This is a genomic window from Flavobacterium sp. J49, assembly GCF_011742145.1.
Classification (GTDB): Bacteria; Bacteroidota; Bacteroidia; order Flavobacteriales; family Flavobacteriaceae; genus Flavobacterium.
On record NZ_JAAQQU010000099.1, the window covers coordinates 90,200 to 106,234 of the forward strand.

Sequence of the window (16,035 nt, forward strand, 5' to 3'; positions counted from 1 at the left end):
TTAGGCATTTTCCATAGAATCAATGATCATATAAGCCACACGCAAGGCTTCGGTTCCGTCTTCTAAAGTGACAATAGGAGTAGTATTGTTATTGATAGCATCAGCAAAAGTTTCCAATTCGTCTAAAATGGCATTGTTGGGAGAAACTTCCGGATTGGCAAAATAAATTTGTTTCTTTTCACCTTCCGCATTTTGCAAAATCATGTCAAAATCGCCCGGTACTTCCGGAGCTTCTTTCATTTTTACAACTTCGCATACTTTGTCTAAATAATCCACCGAAATGTAAGCATCTTTCTGGAAGAAACGCGATTTGCGCATGTTCTTCATCGAAATGCGGCTCGAAGTAATATTAGCCACACAGCCGTTTTCAAATTCGATTCGGGCATTGGCTATATCGGGTGACTGACTCAACACCGAAACGCCGCTGGCATGAACCGCTTTTACTTTAGATTTGACCACACTCAAAATCGCATCGATATCGTGGATCATCAAGTCTAAAACCACCGGAACATCAGTACCGCGCGGATTGAACTCTGCCAAACGATGGGTTTCAATAAACATTGGGTTTTCGATTTGATTTTTCACTGCGGTAAATGCAGGATTGAATCTTTCTACGTGGCCTACTTGCCCTTTGACATTGTATTCTTTGGCCAAGGCTATAATTTCCTCCGCTTCGGCAACAGTTGTAGCAATGGGTTTTTCGATAAACACATGTTTGCCGCTTTTGATGGAGACTTTGGCACATTTATAATGTGAGAGAGTGGGTGTAACGATGTCAATTACATCAACCGCATGGATTAATTTGGCAATAGTATCAAATTGCTTGTATCCAAATTCGGCTTCAATTTTGGCCCCGTTTTCATGGTTTTCATCATAAAAACCTACCAATTCGTATTTTTCAGATTGTTGTAGTAATCGCAAGTGTATTTTTCCGAGGTGACCGGCACCTAAAACGCCAACTTTGAGCATAAAGATAAATTTTATCAAAAGTAGCATTTTAGTTTAAAGTTTAAAAGTTTAAGAGTTTAAAAGTTTATTGGAATTTGGAATTTGTTTATTGGAATTTTTACTTCTATTTTTACCAAAATAAATCTCAACCTACTTTGAAAGATACCAGCAAACATCAAGGACTTCGAAATCAACTGGCTAAGCTGTTGGAAGAAAAAGGAATTACCGATAAAAGTGTTTTAGACGCCATTCGAAAAATTCCCAGACACTTGTTTTTGAATTCGAGTTTTGAAGATTTTGCTTATCAAGATAAAGCCTTTCCTATTGCCGCGGGACAAACCATTTCGCAACCTTATACCGTTGCATTTCAAACAGAATTGTTAAAGGTAAAAAAAGACGATAAAATCCTGGAAATCGGAACCGGATCCGGTTATCAAACAGCGGTTTTAGTGGCTTTGGGAGCCAAAGTATATTCGGTAGAGCGACAAAATGAATTGTTTAAAATCACTTCAGCTTTGCTGCCAAAATTAGGCATTCGCCCAAAACATTTGTCCTTTGGTGACGGTTATAAAGGATTACCCAATCACGCTCCTTTTGATAGTATCATCGTAACTGCCGGCGCACCGATAATTCCGAAACCCTTAATGGCGCAACTGAAAATAGGAGGAAGATTAGTCATTCCGTTAGGCGAAGGTGAACAAGTAATGACCATGTTAATCCGTAAAAACGAGACCCAATTCGAAAAACACGAGTTTGGCGAATTCCGTTTCGTGCCTTTATTAGAAGATAAAAATTAGAATGATTTTTTAATTCGGTCTATATCGCGTTTGACATCTTGTTCTTTAAGGCTTTCGCGTTTGTCATACGTCTTCTTTCCGCGGCAAAGTCCGATATCCAATTTGGCTATACCTTTTTCATTGGTAAACAATTTCAGCGGAATAATAGTCAATCCTTTAGTATCCATTGCTCTTTCGAGCTTTTTTAACTCTCTTTTATTGAGCAACAACTTGCGTTCGCTTTTGGCCTTATGATTGAACTGATTGCCATATAAGTATTCGTCAATTTGGGTATTGATGGCGAATAATTCGTGGTTGTGAAACTCACAAAATCCTTCAGTGATATTGGCTTTACCCAGGCGAATCGATTTGATTTCGGTTCCGGTTAAGACAATACCGGCCGTGTAAGTTTCGATTATCTCGTAATCGAACTTAGCGCGTTTGTTAAGTATGTTTATCGTTTTCAACATTGGATGGCAAATGTACTAAACTAATGCTTAATTCTGAACTCATATTGGGACGAAATTATCAATAAAAAAAATGTTTAAACTATGATTTATATCAGTTTTTCCGCAAAATCTTACCGCTAATTTTGGGGTATAATTTTAAACTAACAAATCAAAATGAAAAAATTATTATTAGTAGCAGGTTTGGCTTTTTTTGGTTTAACTGCTCAAGCACAAGAACAAAGTAAAGGATTACAAGGCGCATGGTTTGCCACATCACAATTTGGTTACCAACAAACAAAATCAGGTGATGTAAAAAGTACTAACCTTATGGTATTACCAATCGTTGGAACCTTTGTAACTCCATCAGTAGCTGTTGGAGCAGGTATAGGTTACCTTAATGTCAAAGCAGATAATGCACCTGTTGGTGGTTCAACCGTAGATTTGAATTCAAAACTATATGTTATCCAACCTTTGGCACGTAAATATTGGAATGTTGCCGGAAACTTCTATTTCTTTGGGCAGGTTGCCACACCAATTATAACCGGTAAAGAAGAAACAACGAATTTAAAAATTAACCAATTTGGCGCAACTATGTCGGGAGGTTTTGATTTCTTTGTTACTAAAAACTTCTCTGTTGAGTTTTCCTATAACCTTGTAAATTTCAGTCAAACTACATTGAAGAATGATGGCGGCGGAAAAACGACAGTGACTGATTTTTCTATAGCTCATGTAGCTAATGTTGAGTCAGCTTACAATAACGCTTTGTACGGAAGTGGTGGAAGTTTGACCACACCTTTATCATTCGGATTTAAGTTTGTGTTTTAATTAAATTAATAGTTATAGATTTTTCCGATTTGCGTCGGAGTTTAAACCGCCATTCTTGATTGATTGGCGGTTTTTATTTTGAAATCTTTACCTTTGCCTCATGGAAAGAGTACCTTCAAAAGATCCGCTTCACGGTGTTACGCTTCAAAAAATAGTGGAGCAATTGGTTGATTATTATGGTTTTGACACTTTGGGTGAACTGATTAAAATTAAGTGTTTTAACAGCAATCCGAGTGTTAAATCGAGCTTGACTTTTTTGCGCAAGACTGATTGGGCTAGGAAAGAAGTGGAAGCATTGTATATCAAGACACTTCCGAAGTTAGATTTAAACTAACTATTTCTTGAAATTTCTTCTCAGTAAAGAATAAATAACGGTGTCCCAAAATTTCCCTTCCCACAATTCGTTCTCTAATATATGGGCTTCTTTGACAAAACCATTTTTTTGTAAAACCTTTTCAGAGGCTGTATTTCCGGGATCGATAACGGCTTCAATGGAATGCAGGTTCATTTGTTCGAAGCCATATTCGACTACAGCTCTAATCGCTTCTGTGATGTAACCTTTGCCGTTGTATTCGGGTAACGACATATAACCGATTTCGGCACGATGATTTTCGGGCTGTATTCTGTAATGGCCTATGATACCAATGATTTTAGGATTTCCTTTGATGGTAATTCCCCAATTGATTCCGGTATTGTTCTCGATTTTTTCATTCATCATGGCAATGTGTCCCAAAGCATCTTCTTTGGTTTTGGCCAAAGGTCTCGGTATGTATTTCATGATATCAGGATTACCGCGAAGGGCTAAAACTTCCTCAACGTCATTTTCGTCAATTCGGCGTAAGAGTAAGCGCTCGGTTTCTATATTTTGAAAGGGATGGAAATTGATGGTTAGCATACATTCGTTTTTTGTAAATTTATATAATTTCAAGGCTAAAACTATATTCCTTGCAAAAATTACTTTCTACAAATTGAATTCCTTCTTTTTCCAAGATATTTCCATTGGCATGTGTAGTATCGGCGTAGCCCAACCAAGGTTCCAGACAAATAAAAGGCGCATTTGTTTTGGTCCAAATACCAAAATTTGGAAAGTCTTTAAACTTGAAATTCAAAATGGGCAGATTGTTTTCAAGAATTTTAATATGTTTTGATTTCAAACACTTGAAGACTAAGGCATCCTTTTCAAATAGGGAATAGGTGAGTGGTAATTGGTTGTTTTTCAGTTCAATATTTTGAGTTGTTTCAGAAAGTAAATCCTCTTCCAGTTGGTAACAAATTAATTTTTCGCCTGCTTCAAATAGCAAACTATAGTTTTCAAATTTGTTTTTTAAAGCAAAAGCCGGATGTCCGCCGATTGAAAAAGGTATCGTTTTTTGGTCTTTATTGATAACTTTATAAGTGACTATTAATTCTGATTTTTTTAAAGTATAAATGAGTTGTAATTCAAAATGAAAAGGAAAAATGTTAAAAGTCAACCCATTGTCTTGTAAAGAAAAAACTACTTTATCTGTTTCTTTCTGAATTAATTGAAACTCAAAATCTCTGGCAAATCCGTGACGATTTAAAGAGAACATTTTGTCTAGGTATTGATACGTATTGTTCTTTAAAGTACCAACAATCGGAAATAGGATAGGAGCGTGTTTTCCCCAAAACTCGGGATTTCCTTCCCAAATGTATTCTCTTTTGGTTTCTATAGATTGTAGTGAAATAAGTTCAGCTCCTTGGTGATTAATTTTGGCTGAGAGTATTGAATTTGAGATAGTTGTCGTCAAAGTAGATTGGGTGTTTTTTTAGTAAAAGTTTGGTTCACAAATATATTTTATTAATTTTATTCCACCCATTAATCTATTTACAAACTTAATCTATGTATTATGAAACCCAACTTTGAAACCATTGAGAAAGAGACGATACAGCTTCTTTCGTTTCCAAAATCGGATGTGTTAGAAACACATGAAGAAATTCAACAGCGTCATTTAGATTTGTACAGAGCGTTGGCCTTAGGTAATTTGGAGCACTCCAAAATCAAAATTTATTTTGAAGACAATCAATCCAAAAAAGTGGTAGAAACTACCGTTTGGGCTTTGACCGATCAAAGGGTTATCTTAAAACAAGGACATTCAATTCCGATAAACCGCATTTATAAATCAGCCTAGTACACCTATTATTTTATGATACAAACCATTCTTCGGAGTGGTTTTTTTGTTTTTTAACATTTATAAAAACAATCGACGAAATGCACAAAAGTAAGAATATATCTTATTAAAAAAACAAAAAGATGTATTTCATCGATTTTATTTGTGTTTTAATCGATGTTTTATCTAATATTGCTTAACCAAATCAAACAATACGTTCTTAAATTAAAAATATATAAAGTGTTTGCCCCACATCTACTTTATTAAAAACTGTCAAATTAATCGAAATAAAGTGTTTGCCCCACATCTACTTTATTAAAAAACTTAACCTACTACTATGAAAGCAAAAATGTTTAGAGCATTGTTGCCGTTAGCAATCGTGTTCACTATGGTATCTTGTTCTTCTGATACAGAAGAAACCACCGCAGCCGACAAACAAGTTGTAACTACTTACAATTACAACGAAACCGAATCAAAATTAGTTGTACTAATCAATGATTATCGCGCAAGTTTGGGACTCAATACCCTTGAAGTAATCAATCATATTTCTTACAAATCGGAAGAGCATAACTTTTATATGATTGATAACAATGTATTTAACCACGATTACTTTCAACAACGTTCTGATAATTTAATCAGAGTTTTAGGCGCTGAAAAAGTGGGCGAGAATATTGCCTACAATTACCAAACGGCTGAAAGTGCATTTGCAGCTTGGTTAAGCAGCCCAGGACACAAAGACAACATTGAAGGTGATTACACGCACTTAGGAATATCAGTTACAACCAATCCGGACACCGGAAGAAAATATTACACCAACATGTTTATAAAAAAATAGTTTGATTATTGTTTTGTTTGATTTTGACAGATCGCTAAAAACCCGCCTCTAAAGCGGGTTTTTTAATTATTTAAAACCTAAGCGATTTTTTAATTTTAAAAATAAAAGAGCAATGGCATATGCATCATCTGACGCCGAACTCTTTTCACTCAAAGGAAGTTTGTAATGCTTAACCAAATCATCAATGGAAAAAGATTTATTGGTAATATCCATTAATTTTTGATGCATAATTTCGATGTCTAAGGCTTCATTTTTCAACTTACCACAATCCATTTTTTCCAAAGCTTCGTTGATGAGTTCTATATCAAAATGAATGCGATGGCCTACCAATACCGCATTGCCTATGTATTCCACTAAAGCTTGAATGGCATTGTACTCCGCTAACTTGGGCAGCTTGCTTTCAATTAGAAATTCATTGGATAAGCCATTATCATGAAGGTATTTATATTGTAGTATGACCACCTCAAAATTATCCCCTATGACCACTACATCATTCACTACTGCAATAGCGCCAAAAGATAAAATCACATCTTTCTTGGGGTTCAAACCGGTAGTTTCAGTACTTAAAATAACATACCGATTGGATTTAGATTCAAACTTTGCCAAGTAAGTTTTCCAAAATTCAGGATGCTCTTTATTGATATTTTTAATCCAATCCAGCATATCAGGAGAATTGTGTTAATTGAAATTTATCTTTAATCAGGTCTTCCAGTTCACGCATAGGAGACAAGGCATTTTTGAGTTTTTCACGGTCAACTTTAGTCAGCTCTTCAATATTGACAAAATCTCCTGAACTGTCATTTTTTAAGCCTTCAAGCGTTCTGAATTTAGACAATATCAGAAAGGCATCGGCACAATTTAAATAGATTTCTGAAAACTTCGGATCAACCAAAGCCAATTGTTTGAAACGAGAATAGGTATTGTTAATGCCGCGCAAGTTCAAACTGACAGCAAATAATCTGGCGCCGTCGACCAAAGGCATGATGGCTCTGTTTTTGATGTCAAATTTACCTTTGTGTTCGCCTTCTTCTTCCAGATTGAATTTTTTAAAGAAATTAAGCGGTGGGTTTTTGCGCAAAGCATCATTACCCAAATAGTCAAAAAACAAGGCGTTATTCTTGGTGTTTTTGAAAATTAAATCGGAAATGGCATCTTCAATTTTGCCTTCACCAAAAGCAATTTCATAGTCAAAAAAGATACTGCTGATATCATTCGATTTTTCACCCGGTGTTTTCATCCAATTGTTGTATTGTTTCATCCAATCACTCAATGACTTACACCAAAGCATATTGCTGGCCATGTGACCATTTGGACAAAATTGATAACCCACTTTTTCCAAAATAACTGTAGTTCTTTTGGCCAATTTTAAGAAGTAATCTTTGACATCTCTATATTTTTCAGGAGCAACATCTTCAAAGACCAAAATACTGTCTTGGTCAGTTAACAACAATTGCTCTTTTCGGCCCTGACTTCCAATGCTTAACCAAGCAAATCTCGATGGAGGAGAACCCAGGTCTAAAATGGCCAGTTCAACAGAGCGTTTGATGATGGCAGTTATAATTTCTCCCGTTATATTGTATATGTGTGGTAATGGAATGTTTTTCGCAATAGAAGTTTGAATCAAATCGGTTAGTTTTTCCCGCACCATTTTTAATTCTTTAGGCGATAAAGAACGTTTGATTTCTTTAATTAAAACTCCGGGGTTATTGGCTTGTGCTACAATCAAATCGTGCTCTGAAATGATTCCTTTTACTTCTGATTTATCAGAACCGTCCAGCGTTACACACAAATGGCTGACATTGTATTTCAACAATAACAACTGAGCCTCAGCTACCGAAACATTTTCGGGTACGGTAATTACCGGTGCCGACATGATTTTGTCAACAGTAGTAGAAATAGGAAAACGTCCGTTGGCAATTTTAGTTCTAAAATCGGTGTCAGTAACTATACCAATAGGGTTATTTTGTTCTAAAATGATAGCACTGTCAATGAGGTTTTCGGTCATTAACTGTGCTGCATCTTTTACTGCGGTATTCAGCGCAATCTTGAGCGGTGTTTTATTGTAAGCCAAAGATTGGAAATATTGAATCTCGTTGGTTTGATTTTCTGTATAAACGTTGTCGGTAATAAGTTTTCCACGATTTTCTTTATCAAAAGGGTTGCGGGTATTGGTGGCAAAACTCTCCAATAAAAAGTCTAAAACCTGCGGATTCTGAGCTACAAAAGGTTTGAATACACTAATTGGAATGGCATATACAATGCTGTCCTCACGAGCTTTGGCAGTCATCATATAGTTGTTTTTAGCAAAAAACGGACGCAATCCGAAAACATCACCGGCATAACACTTGTTGAGTAAGGTTTCCTCAGCATCAGCAACAACAGAAAGATTAATCGCACCGGAAGCCACTACATAAAAACTATCGTGAAGTTTGTCGTCAATTTGAAACAAAACTTTATGCTTGTCTAAGTTAACCACGCCAATGCTGGTCGCAACTTGAATCAGTTCATCATGGCTCAAATAATTAAACGGCGGATATTCTTTTAAAAAGTTGGCAATATTTTCAGCAATAGAATTACTCATGGCAATAATTTAAATAAATCTGTTTGTTTTTGACTTCACAAAAATAGTAAAGGTTTAGGCAAGATAGGGTTGATTGTTAAAAACATTTGAAAACTAAAAACAGTGGATGTGGGTTTTGGTTTTGAAACATTCTATTTTACATAATATAAATTATAGTTCTAAAAGTAACAAAATTACATCTTTCAAAAATAATATCGTAAGTTCTTAATATTCTACAATATAGAATGCCTCATTTAAATTATACATTCTAAAAATTTAGTTCTCTGAATTTCTTTCCTATGGCTAAACTCAGTTTGGCTTTATAATCTTCGATTAACCATTCGCGATAATTCTTGCTGGTTTTGCCCAGACAATTTACAAACCGTTTGACACGACTTTCAATATCATCAGATAATAACTTGGATAACATTCGAGCTCCGTTTAAATCGGTCGAATTCTCAACACACATTACGGCATGTTGGCTAATTGATTTTTCCAACACTTCTTTGGAACGCAAATTCAAAGCCGTATTCTTTTTGAACTCTTCTTCGATATCCATAGACACATCGGCAGTTTTGGCAAACATTTTCCGGATGGCTTCCGGCATCGTATATTTAAAGTTAAACTCAATCTCGGCATCATCACGCAGACTTTCCAAATAATATTCGGGAGACTTAAAAATATGCTGCCAATCAACCGGATCATTCCATAATCCAAATCGCAAAGCATTGTTTCCTAAGTCGATTACAGTAAACTCATCTTTGTGCGGCAGTTTACGCGAACCACGACCAATCATTTGGAAATACAATGTCAATGATTTGGTAGCACGATTCAGAATAATACTTTCTACTGTAGGTTCATCAAATCCGGTGGTTAAGATACCAACCGACGTTAAAATAGCATCCGGTGTCTTTTTAAACCATTGCAAAATATCTTTTCGATCTTCTGCTGACGTAGTATTGTCTAAATGTTTAATGGGAAAACCGGCTTCTTTGAAAGTATCATAAACATATAAGGAAGTATTGATCCCATTGTTAAAAATCAAAGTCTTTTTTCCTAAGGATTTTTCGGTGTAAGCATGCAATAATTTCTCCTGCATCACCATATTCATATACAAATCATCAGAAGATTTTACGGTGTAATCGCCATTGATGCCCACTTTGAGTGAAGTCAGCCCAACATCATAACTGTAAGTCGTTGCTTTGGCCAAAAAACCTTTATCTATAAGCGATTGAATCGTGTCACCCACAATTAATTCGTCATAGTTTTGATGCATTGGCAACTTAATATTCGAACTCAAAGGCGTCGCAGTAACACCTAAAATAAAAGACTTTTTGAATTGACTGAGTAATTTTCGGAAAGAATTGTAATGGGCTTCATCTATAATCACCAAACCAACATTGTCAATCATCAGTTTCTCATCATTTAGACGGTTTTTAAGTGTTTCTACCATGGCCACAAAACAAGAATATTCATCTTGATCCGGCAACTCTTTGATGTTACTGTTGATGATTTTGTTTTTGACATCAAATCCTTTAAGCATTTTAGAAGTTTGCTTGCAAAGCTCAATTCGATGGGTCAATACGACTACTTTTTTATTGTGTTGGGATAAATATCGTCGCACAATTTCAGAGAAAATCACCGTTTTTCCGCCACCGGTTGGCAATTGGTACAGCAAGTGATGATCACTCGGCGCATTGTCCAATCGGTCAAAAATTTTGTCAATATCGCCCTTCTGGTAACTGTAAAGTTCCTTTTTTTCTTCAATTTCGACATTAAAATCTTTCTGAGACATAGCGATTTGTACAATTTTGCAAAAGTACAGCTAAAAAAGAGTTATCCGGCAATTTAATTTTCTAAATAACAAAAAATTAATATTCAAGCCTTTCTACAACGGCCATAAACTCATAATAATTAACCCATTTTTGAGTAATAGTTTCCTCTTTCACAGCCACTACTCTACTTTTAAAATCGGTCAAAATTCCCTTTTCAATCATAAAGCTTACGGCTTGTTGGTAAGATGTCAGCATGCTTTTGAAAAAGAGTTCCTGTTTGACCACTCTTTCCGCCGAAAATGTCTGGGCAATCTCTAGGTTGTAAAGCATTAAATCGGCAATGATAAACGAATCAACACCAAGCGATATAAAGTGTTTGATGAATTTCTGAGCCACAGAACGACGCATTTTGGGTTTTTTCCCTTTTACCGGAAAGTATTCGTTAGAGATTTTGAACTTTGCTTCCCGAACAAGCTTGTCTTCATTGGGATTGAAGGCAAAATCATAATATACTTTTACGCCGCTGAATTTGTCATAAAGCTCAATAATTTGTTCTTCGAGTTGTTCTTTGGAAAGTTCCGTTAGGTATTTTTTTAAATCTCTTTTACTCATGGTGCAATTATATGAACAAAAGTAACCGCTTTTTGGTTGGTTTAGAATGTTATTACTTAATTTTGCGGATAAATTCTGAAAATCATGACCAAGCTTTTTAAACTTACTGCCATTGCAGAAGGCATTTCTTATCTGGTTTTATTCTTTAACATGTTAGTCATCAAACCCTCAAATACGGATTTGTATAAAACTTTGTTATTTCCCATAGGAATGGCGCATGGCTTGTTGTTTATTGGCTATGTAGCCTTGGCTTTTGTCATTTATAAAAGTCAGCATTGGAGTTTAAAAGAATTGGCCATCGTTCAATTGGCTTCCCTATTGCCTTTTGCCACTTTTTATGTGGAAAAAAAATATGTGACAAATGCATAAAATCTTCGAAAAAATATTTGGTTGGAGTTATCCTTTGTTCAAAAGATGGGATTTTGGCGAAACGCTATCTTCTTACTTGAGCTTAGCGATTAACATCCTTATTTTAGGTTTTATCGCCTACACTATCTATTTGGTTTTTAGGTATGCTTTAGTGAGAATCCTAATCATAATTGCCCGAAGAACCAAAACAAGATTTGATGACTTATTAGTTTCCAATAAAACCGCAAAATATACTGCTCATCTGATTCCGTTATTGTTTATCTACAAATCGGTTCCAATCATTTTGGAAAACTTTGTCTATTGGGAAGGCATTTTCGGGAAACTGGTTGGCATTTATATTGTGTTGTTGAGTTTGTGGATTATCAAAACCATACTCAATGCCTTTCGAGATCATTTAAAATCAAACCCTTCTTTTAGCGATAAGCCTATTGACAGTTACATTCAAGTAATTATGATAGTGCTTTGGACTTTTGGTTTCATCATCATAGTCTCCAAAGTTTTTGACATCAGTACCAATGCAATGTTGGGAACTTTTGGAGCCATTTCGGCTATCATTATTTTGATTTTTAGAGACACCATCTTAGGTTTTGTGGCTAGTGTTCAAGTGTCCTTAAATGATATGGTTCGGATTGGTGATTGGATTACATTTGACAAGTTTGGTGCGGATGGCGATGTAATCGAAATCAATTTAGCTACAGTAAAAGTTCGAAATTTTGACAACACTACGACAACGATTCCAACCTACAGCATGATTTCTGATTCCTTCCGAAACTGGCGTGGTATGCTGGATTCCAGTGGAAGAAGAATCAAAAGACACATTCTTATCAAAGCCAAAAGCATTCGTTTTTTGGATGAAAAAGAACTGGAAGAATTAAAACGAATCCAATTGGTAACGCATTACATTGAGCATCGTCAAACCGAGATTGACAAGTTTAATGCAACACGCGGCATTGATAAGTCTTTGTTAATTAACGGTAGAAATATGACCAACTTTGGGTTATTCCGAAAATACATTACCCAATATTTGAGCCAATATCCGGGTTTGAATAAGGATATGATTTTGTTGTGCCGTCAGTTGCAACCTACGGCTCAAGGGATTCCGCTGGAGATTTATACTTTCTCTAACGATAAAAGATTTGAGAACTACGAATATATTATGGCCGATATTTTTGACCATATCTTTGCTTCGATTCCTTATTTTGACCTGGAAATTTACGAAATGCCTTCAGGCAAAAGCGACTTTGTAGATCAATAACCGGTCAATCGGTCCTGTATATACTCGATTTGTGTTTTTCCATGTGGTTTTGGTTTACCGTCTGTTCCCAGACTTACCATAGTAATCGAATCAATAGTAATAATGATTTCTCGAGTCATCATATTTCTGACCTGACAAGTCAATGTCAGCGACGATTTACCGAATTTCACCACATCTATTCCAATTTCTACAATATCACCTTGTTTAGCCGAACTTCTGAAATTGATTTCCGACATGTGTTTGGTTACTATTTTGGGATTTTCGAGTTGGATTATCGAATACAAGGCCAATTCTTCATCAATCCAAGCCAAAAGTCTACCGCCAAATAAAGTACTGTTAGGATTTAAATCTTCGGGTTTTACCCATTTTCTGGTATGAAATCTCATAGGAAATAATTTGTTAAGCAAAATTAATGAATTTCGTTAGTGCTATACCATTTTTGGCAATTCATTAACCGAAAACGTTTTCAGGCATTAAGGTCACATTGATTAATTGTAAAGTTTACTCAAACACCGAAACACTTCTGCCATTAAAGGGGAAAAAAGTTGATTATTAACTGTAAACATTTATATTTGCATACATTTAACATTTAATTGTAAATTAAATTATTCAAGTATGAAAAAAAACCTACTGACCCTATTTGCATTTTTATTCATTTATGCTGCCCATTCACAAGTTGCTGTAGATACAACCGGAATCATCGGTGATAGTTATAATAAGTGGTCCATTGAACTTTCAGTCGGACAAGGAAAAGGTGTTAAGCCATATGCTGATGGCTATTTTTCCAGTAATCCGGACAAAGTTTTCGGAGGATTACAGCTTAATTCCTTTGGGATTGGAGCTCGATACATGATCAGCCCGAAATTTGGTTTAAAATTCGACTTCAACTATGAAAATTTCAAAAACCAAAGCGGTAGCGAAAGCTTAGAGTTTGAAATGGTTCAATACCGAACCGGTATTCAAGGAGTTGTGAATGCTGTTCGTTTATTCGGAATTGAAGAAGCTGCCGGAAGATTTGGTTTGTTATTACATGGTGGACTTAACTTTGCTTACATGCAGCCACAAACAGAAGCTCCGGGTCACAACAAGGGAAGACATGAATGGAATGGTGGTTTAATTGTTGGTTTTTCTCCACAATTCAGATTAACCAATTCGTTAGCTCTTTTTGCCGATTTGAGCACCATGAATAATTACAGACAACATTTTAATTGGGATGGTTCTTATGCTGAAAGCACAAACAACCTTTCAGGACAACAAATATTAATGTCATTTGGCTTGTCATATTCTTTCGGTAGAGAGAAAATCCACGGAGATTGGGCAATTATCCAAGACAAAAAAGACAAAGAAATAGCAGAATTAAACAACAGAATTGGTGAAATCGAAACCTTGATGAACGATAGCGATAAAGACGGTGTGCCTGATTATTTGGATGTTGAAAACAATTCTATTGCCGGAGTGGCTGTTGACACCAAAGGTAGAATGGTTGACAAAAACACTAATGGGGTTCCGGACGAGCTAGAAAAGTATATTGATAGCTCTATCACCAATAATAACAGCAGCAACAATACAGCATTGTCTAAAAACATCTTAGAGCAGTTGATTAACGAAGGTTACATCGCAGTTTATTTTGATAAAAACTATTCACAACCAACACCGGCATCGGCCGATAATATTGGCTTTGTATTAAACTATTTAAGAAACAATCCTTCAGCCTCAGTAGAGATTTCAGGTTATGCTGATGAAGTTGGAAAAAGTGCGAATAACAAGAAGTTAGCATCAGCCAGAGCCGAAAATGTGAAAGCCATTTTGGTTAAAGCCGGTATCAATCCTTCAAGATTAAACGCTAAAGGAGCAGGAATCGACAGTTCGGTTGACAAGAATTCTGAGTACGCCCGACGCTTAGTTCGCAAGGCTGTGTTCAAGATAACTAATTAACAATTAATTATTGATAACTATAAAATGACCTCTGTTTTGCGACAGAGGTTTTTTTATAACTTTAAATAAAAATGGAAGCAGAAGATGTTTCCTTCGGCAGTTGTTTAGCTTGTGTGACATTAAGAGAAAAGCGACCATTGAAATTCAGGTACACAGACTTTAGTTCGCTTCAAACAAATAAAAACCACTAAAAAAATCCCACTATGGAAGCCAGAGACAATAATGTTCTAGAATTAAGAGGAGAATCTTTAGGAACAATCACCAATCAGTCCTCACTCGAGGAAGTTTTTCAGAATAAAACCCTCCGCCCTATTTTAAAGTTACAGAATGATTTATTCATTCAGGTTTTTATCAATTATGCTCTAAAACAAAAAAACGTTTTCTTCTCATTAACACCCGAAAAGAAAATGGCCTACATTGAAAATGTTATCCAAAGAGATATCAAATTCAGAAACTCCTTAAAAGGAATGGTCATCGCCTTTTTTACCTTAGAGGAATATGCAGAATACATTCAAAATTCCTCTAATCTCAACAAACGCATGATGAACATGTTGATTGAAAGATTAAAAAGTCAAATCCAATTAATTGAAATCAATCCCTGACAACTAACGCTAATCATAAAGAATACGCCATTTTAACTATTGTTTACAATGTTTAATGGCGTTATTTTTTTGACTTTTCTTAATGATAATTAAATTCTCTATTTGTATTTCCTTCTTTTTTTGGATAATTTTCAATAACTAAATATCAATAAATATTTTATCGTAAAACTTAATACAATTCAAAGATTTACGTATTATACAACGAATTTTTCATTATAATTGTTAAAAAGAATAACAATTATGAAAGAGGAATATTTTAAGTGGTATTCACCTAATTTAAGCCGTGAAATCCAAATGTTGGTTTTCGGACATGCAGGATATCCGGTTATCCTCTTCCCTACTTCAATGGGAAGTTTCCACGAAAATAAAGACCAAGGATTAATCGAAAGTGCCCGCTGGTATATTGAACAAGGATTGATTCAAATCTTTTGCCCGGACAGTATTGACAAAGACAGTTTTTACAACAAAAATATCCATCCGGTTCATCGCATCCAAAACCACGTTTGGTATGATAAAATGATTTGCCACGAAATTGTAGAACGCGTCAAAAACAATACCTATGCCGGAAAAGTAGCGGTTGCCGGTTGCAGTTTTGGCGGTTATCACGCCGCTAACTTTGCTTTCAAACATCCCGGTTATGTAAGTCATATGTTTTCGCTGAGTGGTGCTTTTTCGATCAAAAGTTTTATGGATGGTCATTGGGATGACAACGTGTTTTATAACAGCCCGGAAGATTATCTTCACGGATTAAACGACGGAGAATTATGGAACATGGATATCATCCTCGGCACTTCAAATTGGGATATCTGTTTTGATGCCAATTTAAAACTGAGTAAAATTCTTTCCCAAAGAGACATTCCCCATTGGCTGGACATTCGACAAGAACGGGAACACGATTGGCCGGTTTGGCGCGAAATGTTTCCGCACTATTTATCCAGAATAAAGTTTTTTTAACAACAAGAAGT

At 35.6% G+C, this 16,035-nt stretch carries 19 protein-coding genes; 10 read left to right on the forward strand and 9 right to left on the reverse strand.

The window, feature by feature from the left end:
• A complete protein-coding gene (locus HA632_RS04650; RefSeq protein WP_176306045.1) occupies nt 1-969 on the reverse strand; it encodes a Gfo/Idh/MocA family protein in 969 nt (322 codons plus the stop codon).
• 134 nt (nt 970-1,103) lie between these two features.
• Here HA632_RS04650 and HA632_RS04655 point away from each other — a divergent pair, with 134 nt between their 5' ends.
• A complete protein-coding gene (locus HA632_RS04655; protein ID WP_176306046.1) occupies nt 1,104-1,745 on the forward strand; it encodes a protein-L-isoaspartate(D-aspartate) O-methyltransferase in 642 nt (213 codons plus the stop codon).
• Here the strand turns inward: HA632_RS04655 and smpB are convergent.
• Nucleotides 1,742-2,194: an SsrA-binding protein SmpB gene (gene smpB / locus HA632_RS04660; protein WP_176306047.1), complete on the reverse strand. Its 453-nt coding sequence runs from the start codon at nt 2,192-2,194 to the stop codon at nt 1,742-1,744. The genes HA632_RS04655 and smpB overlap by 4 nt on opposite strands.
• Before the next feature lie 153 nt (nt 2,195-2,347).
• Between smpB and HA632_RS04665 the strand changes: the two genes are divergently transcribed.
• Both HA632_RS04665 and HA632_RS04670 read left to right on the forward strand, forming a co-directional pair.
• The gene (locus HA632_RS04665) at nt 2,348-2,998 is read left to right on the forward strand and encodes an outer membrane beta-barrel protein (RefSeq protein WP_176306048.1); all 651 of its coding nucleotides are present in this window, start codon (nt 2,348-2,350) and stop codon (nt 2,996-2,998) included.
• 100 nt (nt 2,999-3,098) lie between these two features.
• On the forward strand, nt 3,099-3,332 hold the full coding sequence (locus HA632_RS04670) for a VF530 family DNA-binding protein (protein WP_176306049.1): 234 nt from the start codon (nt 3,099-3,101) through the stop codon (nt 3,330-3,332).
• Here the strand turns inward: HA632_RS04670 and HA632_RS04675 are convergent, their stop codons facing one another.
• Together HA632_RS04675 and HA632_RS04680 are read right to left on the reverse strand one after the other, a co-directional pair.
• Nucleotides 3,333-3,893, reverse strand: coding sequence for a GNAT family N-acetyltransferase (locus HA632_RS04675; RefSeq protein WP_176306050.1), 561 nt, complete (start codon nt 3,891-3,893; stop codon nt 3,333-3,335).
• Nucleotides 3,894-3,912: 19 nt separating this feature from the next.
• Nucleotides 3,913-4,767, reverse strand: a complete 855-nt coding sequence (locus tag HA632_RS04680; RefSeq protein WP_176306051.1) for an aldose 1-epimerase family protein — start codon at nt 4,765-4,767, stop codon at nt 3,913-3,915.
• 99 nt (nt 4,768-4,866) lie between these two features.
• On the opposite strand from HA632_RS04680, the gene HA632_RS04685 reads away from it, so the two are divergent.
• Together HA632_RS04685 and HA632_RS04690 are read left to right on the forward strand one after the other, a co-directional pair.
• A complete protein-coding gene (locus HA632_RS04685; RefSeq protein WP_176306052.1) occupies nt 4,867-5,148 on the forward strand; it encodes a hypothetical protein in 282 nt (93 codons plus the stop codon).
• 316 nt (nt 5,149-5,464) lie between these two features.
• Complete coding sequence (locus HA632_RS04690) at nt 5,465-5,962, forward strand: CAP domain-containing protein (RefSeq protein ID WP_176306053.1); 498 nt, start codon at nt 5,465-5,467, stop codon at nt 5,960-5,962.
• 66 nt (nt 5,963-6,028) lie between these two features.
• Here HA632_RS04690 and HA632_RS04695 read toward each other — a convergent pair whose 3' ends face one another.
• The 4 genes from HA632_RS04695 to HA632_RS04710 all read right to left on the reverse strand — a co-directional run bounded on the left by HA632_RS04695 (nt 6,029) and on the right by HA632_RS04710 (nt 10,909).
• The gene (locus tag HA632_RS04695; protein WP_176306054.1) at nt 6,029-6,625 is read right to left on the reverse strand and encodes a PolC-type DNA polymerase III; all 597 of its coding nucleotides are present in this window, start codon (nt 6,623-6,625) and stop codon (nt 6,029-6,031) included.
• Nucleotide 6,626: 1 nt separating this feature from the next.
• A complete protein-coding gene (locus HA632_RS04700) occupies nt 6,627-8,543 on the reverse strand; it encodes a DUF294 nucleotidyltransferase-like domain-containing protein (protein ID WP_176306055.1) in 1,917 nt (638 codons plus the stop codon).
• Between the two features lie 247 nt (nt 8,544-8,790).
• Nucleotides 8,791-10,317: a DEAD/DEAH box helicase gene (locus tag HA632_RS04705; RefSeq protein ID WP_176306056.1), complete on the reverse strand. Its 1,527-nt coding sequence runs from the start codon at nt 10,315-10,317 to the stop codon at nt 8,791-8,793.
• Nucleotides 10,318-10,393: 76 nt separating this feature from the next.
• A complete protein-coding gene (locus HA632_RS04710; RefSeq protein WP_176306057.1) occupies nt 10,394-10,909 on the reverse strand; it encodes a DUF6155 family protein in 516 nt (171 codons plus the stop codon).
• Nucleotides 10,910-10,993: 84 nt separating this feature from the next.
• On the opposite strand from HA632_RS04710, the gene HA632_RS04715 reads away from it, so the two are divergent.
• Both HA632_RS04715 and HA632_RS04720 read left to right on the forward strand, forming a co-directional pair.
• Nucleotides 10,994-11,278 (forward strand): DUF3817 domain-containing protein, encoded by a 285-nt coding sequence (locus tag HA632_RS04715; RefSeq protein WP_176306058.1) that lies wholly within the window; start codon nt 10,994-10,996, stop codon nt 11,276-11,278.
• Entirely contained in the window at nt 11,271-12,533 is a 1,263-nt protein-coding gene (locus HA632_RS04720) for a mechanosensitive ion channel family protein (RefSeq protein ID WP_176306059.1), read from the forward strand. The genes HA632_RS04715 and HA632_RS04720 overlap by 8 nt, the downstream gene beginning before the upstream one ends.
• Here the strand turns inward: HA632_RS04720 and HA632_RS04725 are convergent.
• Nucleotides 12,527-12,919, reverse strand: coding sequence for an acyl-CoA thioesterase (locus HA632_RS04725; protein ID WP_176306060.1), 393 nt, complete (start codon nt 12,917-12,919; stop codon nt 12,527-12,529). The genes HA632_RS04720 and HA632_RS04725 overlap by 7 nt on opposite strands.
• Before the next feature lie 229 nt (nt 12,920-13,148).
• Here HA632_RS04725 and HA632_RS04730 point away from each other — a divergent pair, with 229 nt between their 5' ends.
• From HA632_RS04730 to HA632_RS04740, 3 genes are all read left to right on the forward strand, one after another.
• Entirely contained in the window at nt 13,149-14,468 is a 1,320-nt protein-coding gene (locus HA632_RS04730) for an OmpA family protein (RefSeq protein ID WP_176306061.1), read from the forward strand.
• Nucleotides 14,469-14,671: 203 nt separating this feature from the next.
• Entirely contained in the window at nt 14,672-15,070 is a 399-nt protein-coding gene (locus HA632_RS04735) for a glyoxalase (RefSeq protein ID WP_176306062.1), read from the forward strand.
• Between the two features lie 240 nt (nt 15,071-15,310).
• Nucleotides 15,311-16,024 (forward strand): esterase family protein, encoded by a 714-nt coding sequence (locus tag HA632_RS04740; protein WP_176306063.1) that lies wholly within the window; start codon nt 15,311-15,313, stop codon nt 16,022-16,024.
• Nucleotides 16,025-16,035: the final 11 nt, after the last annotated feature.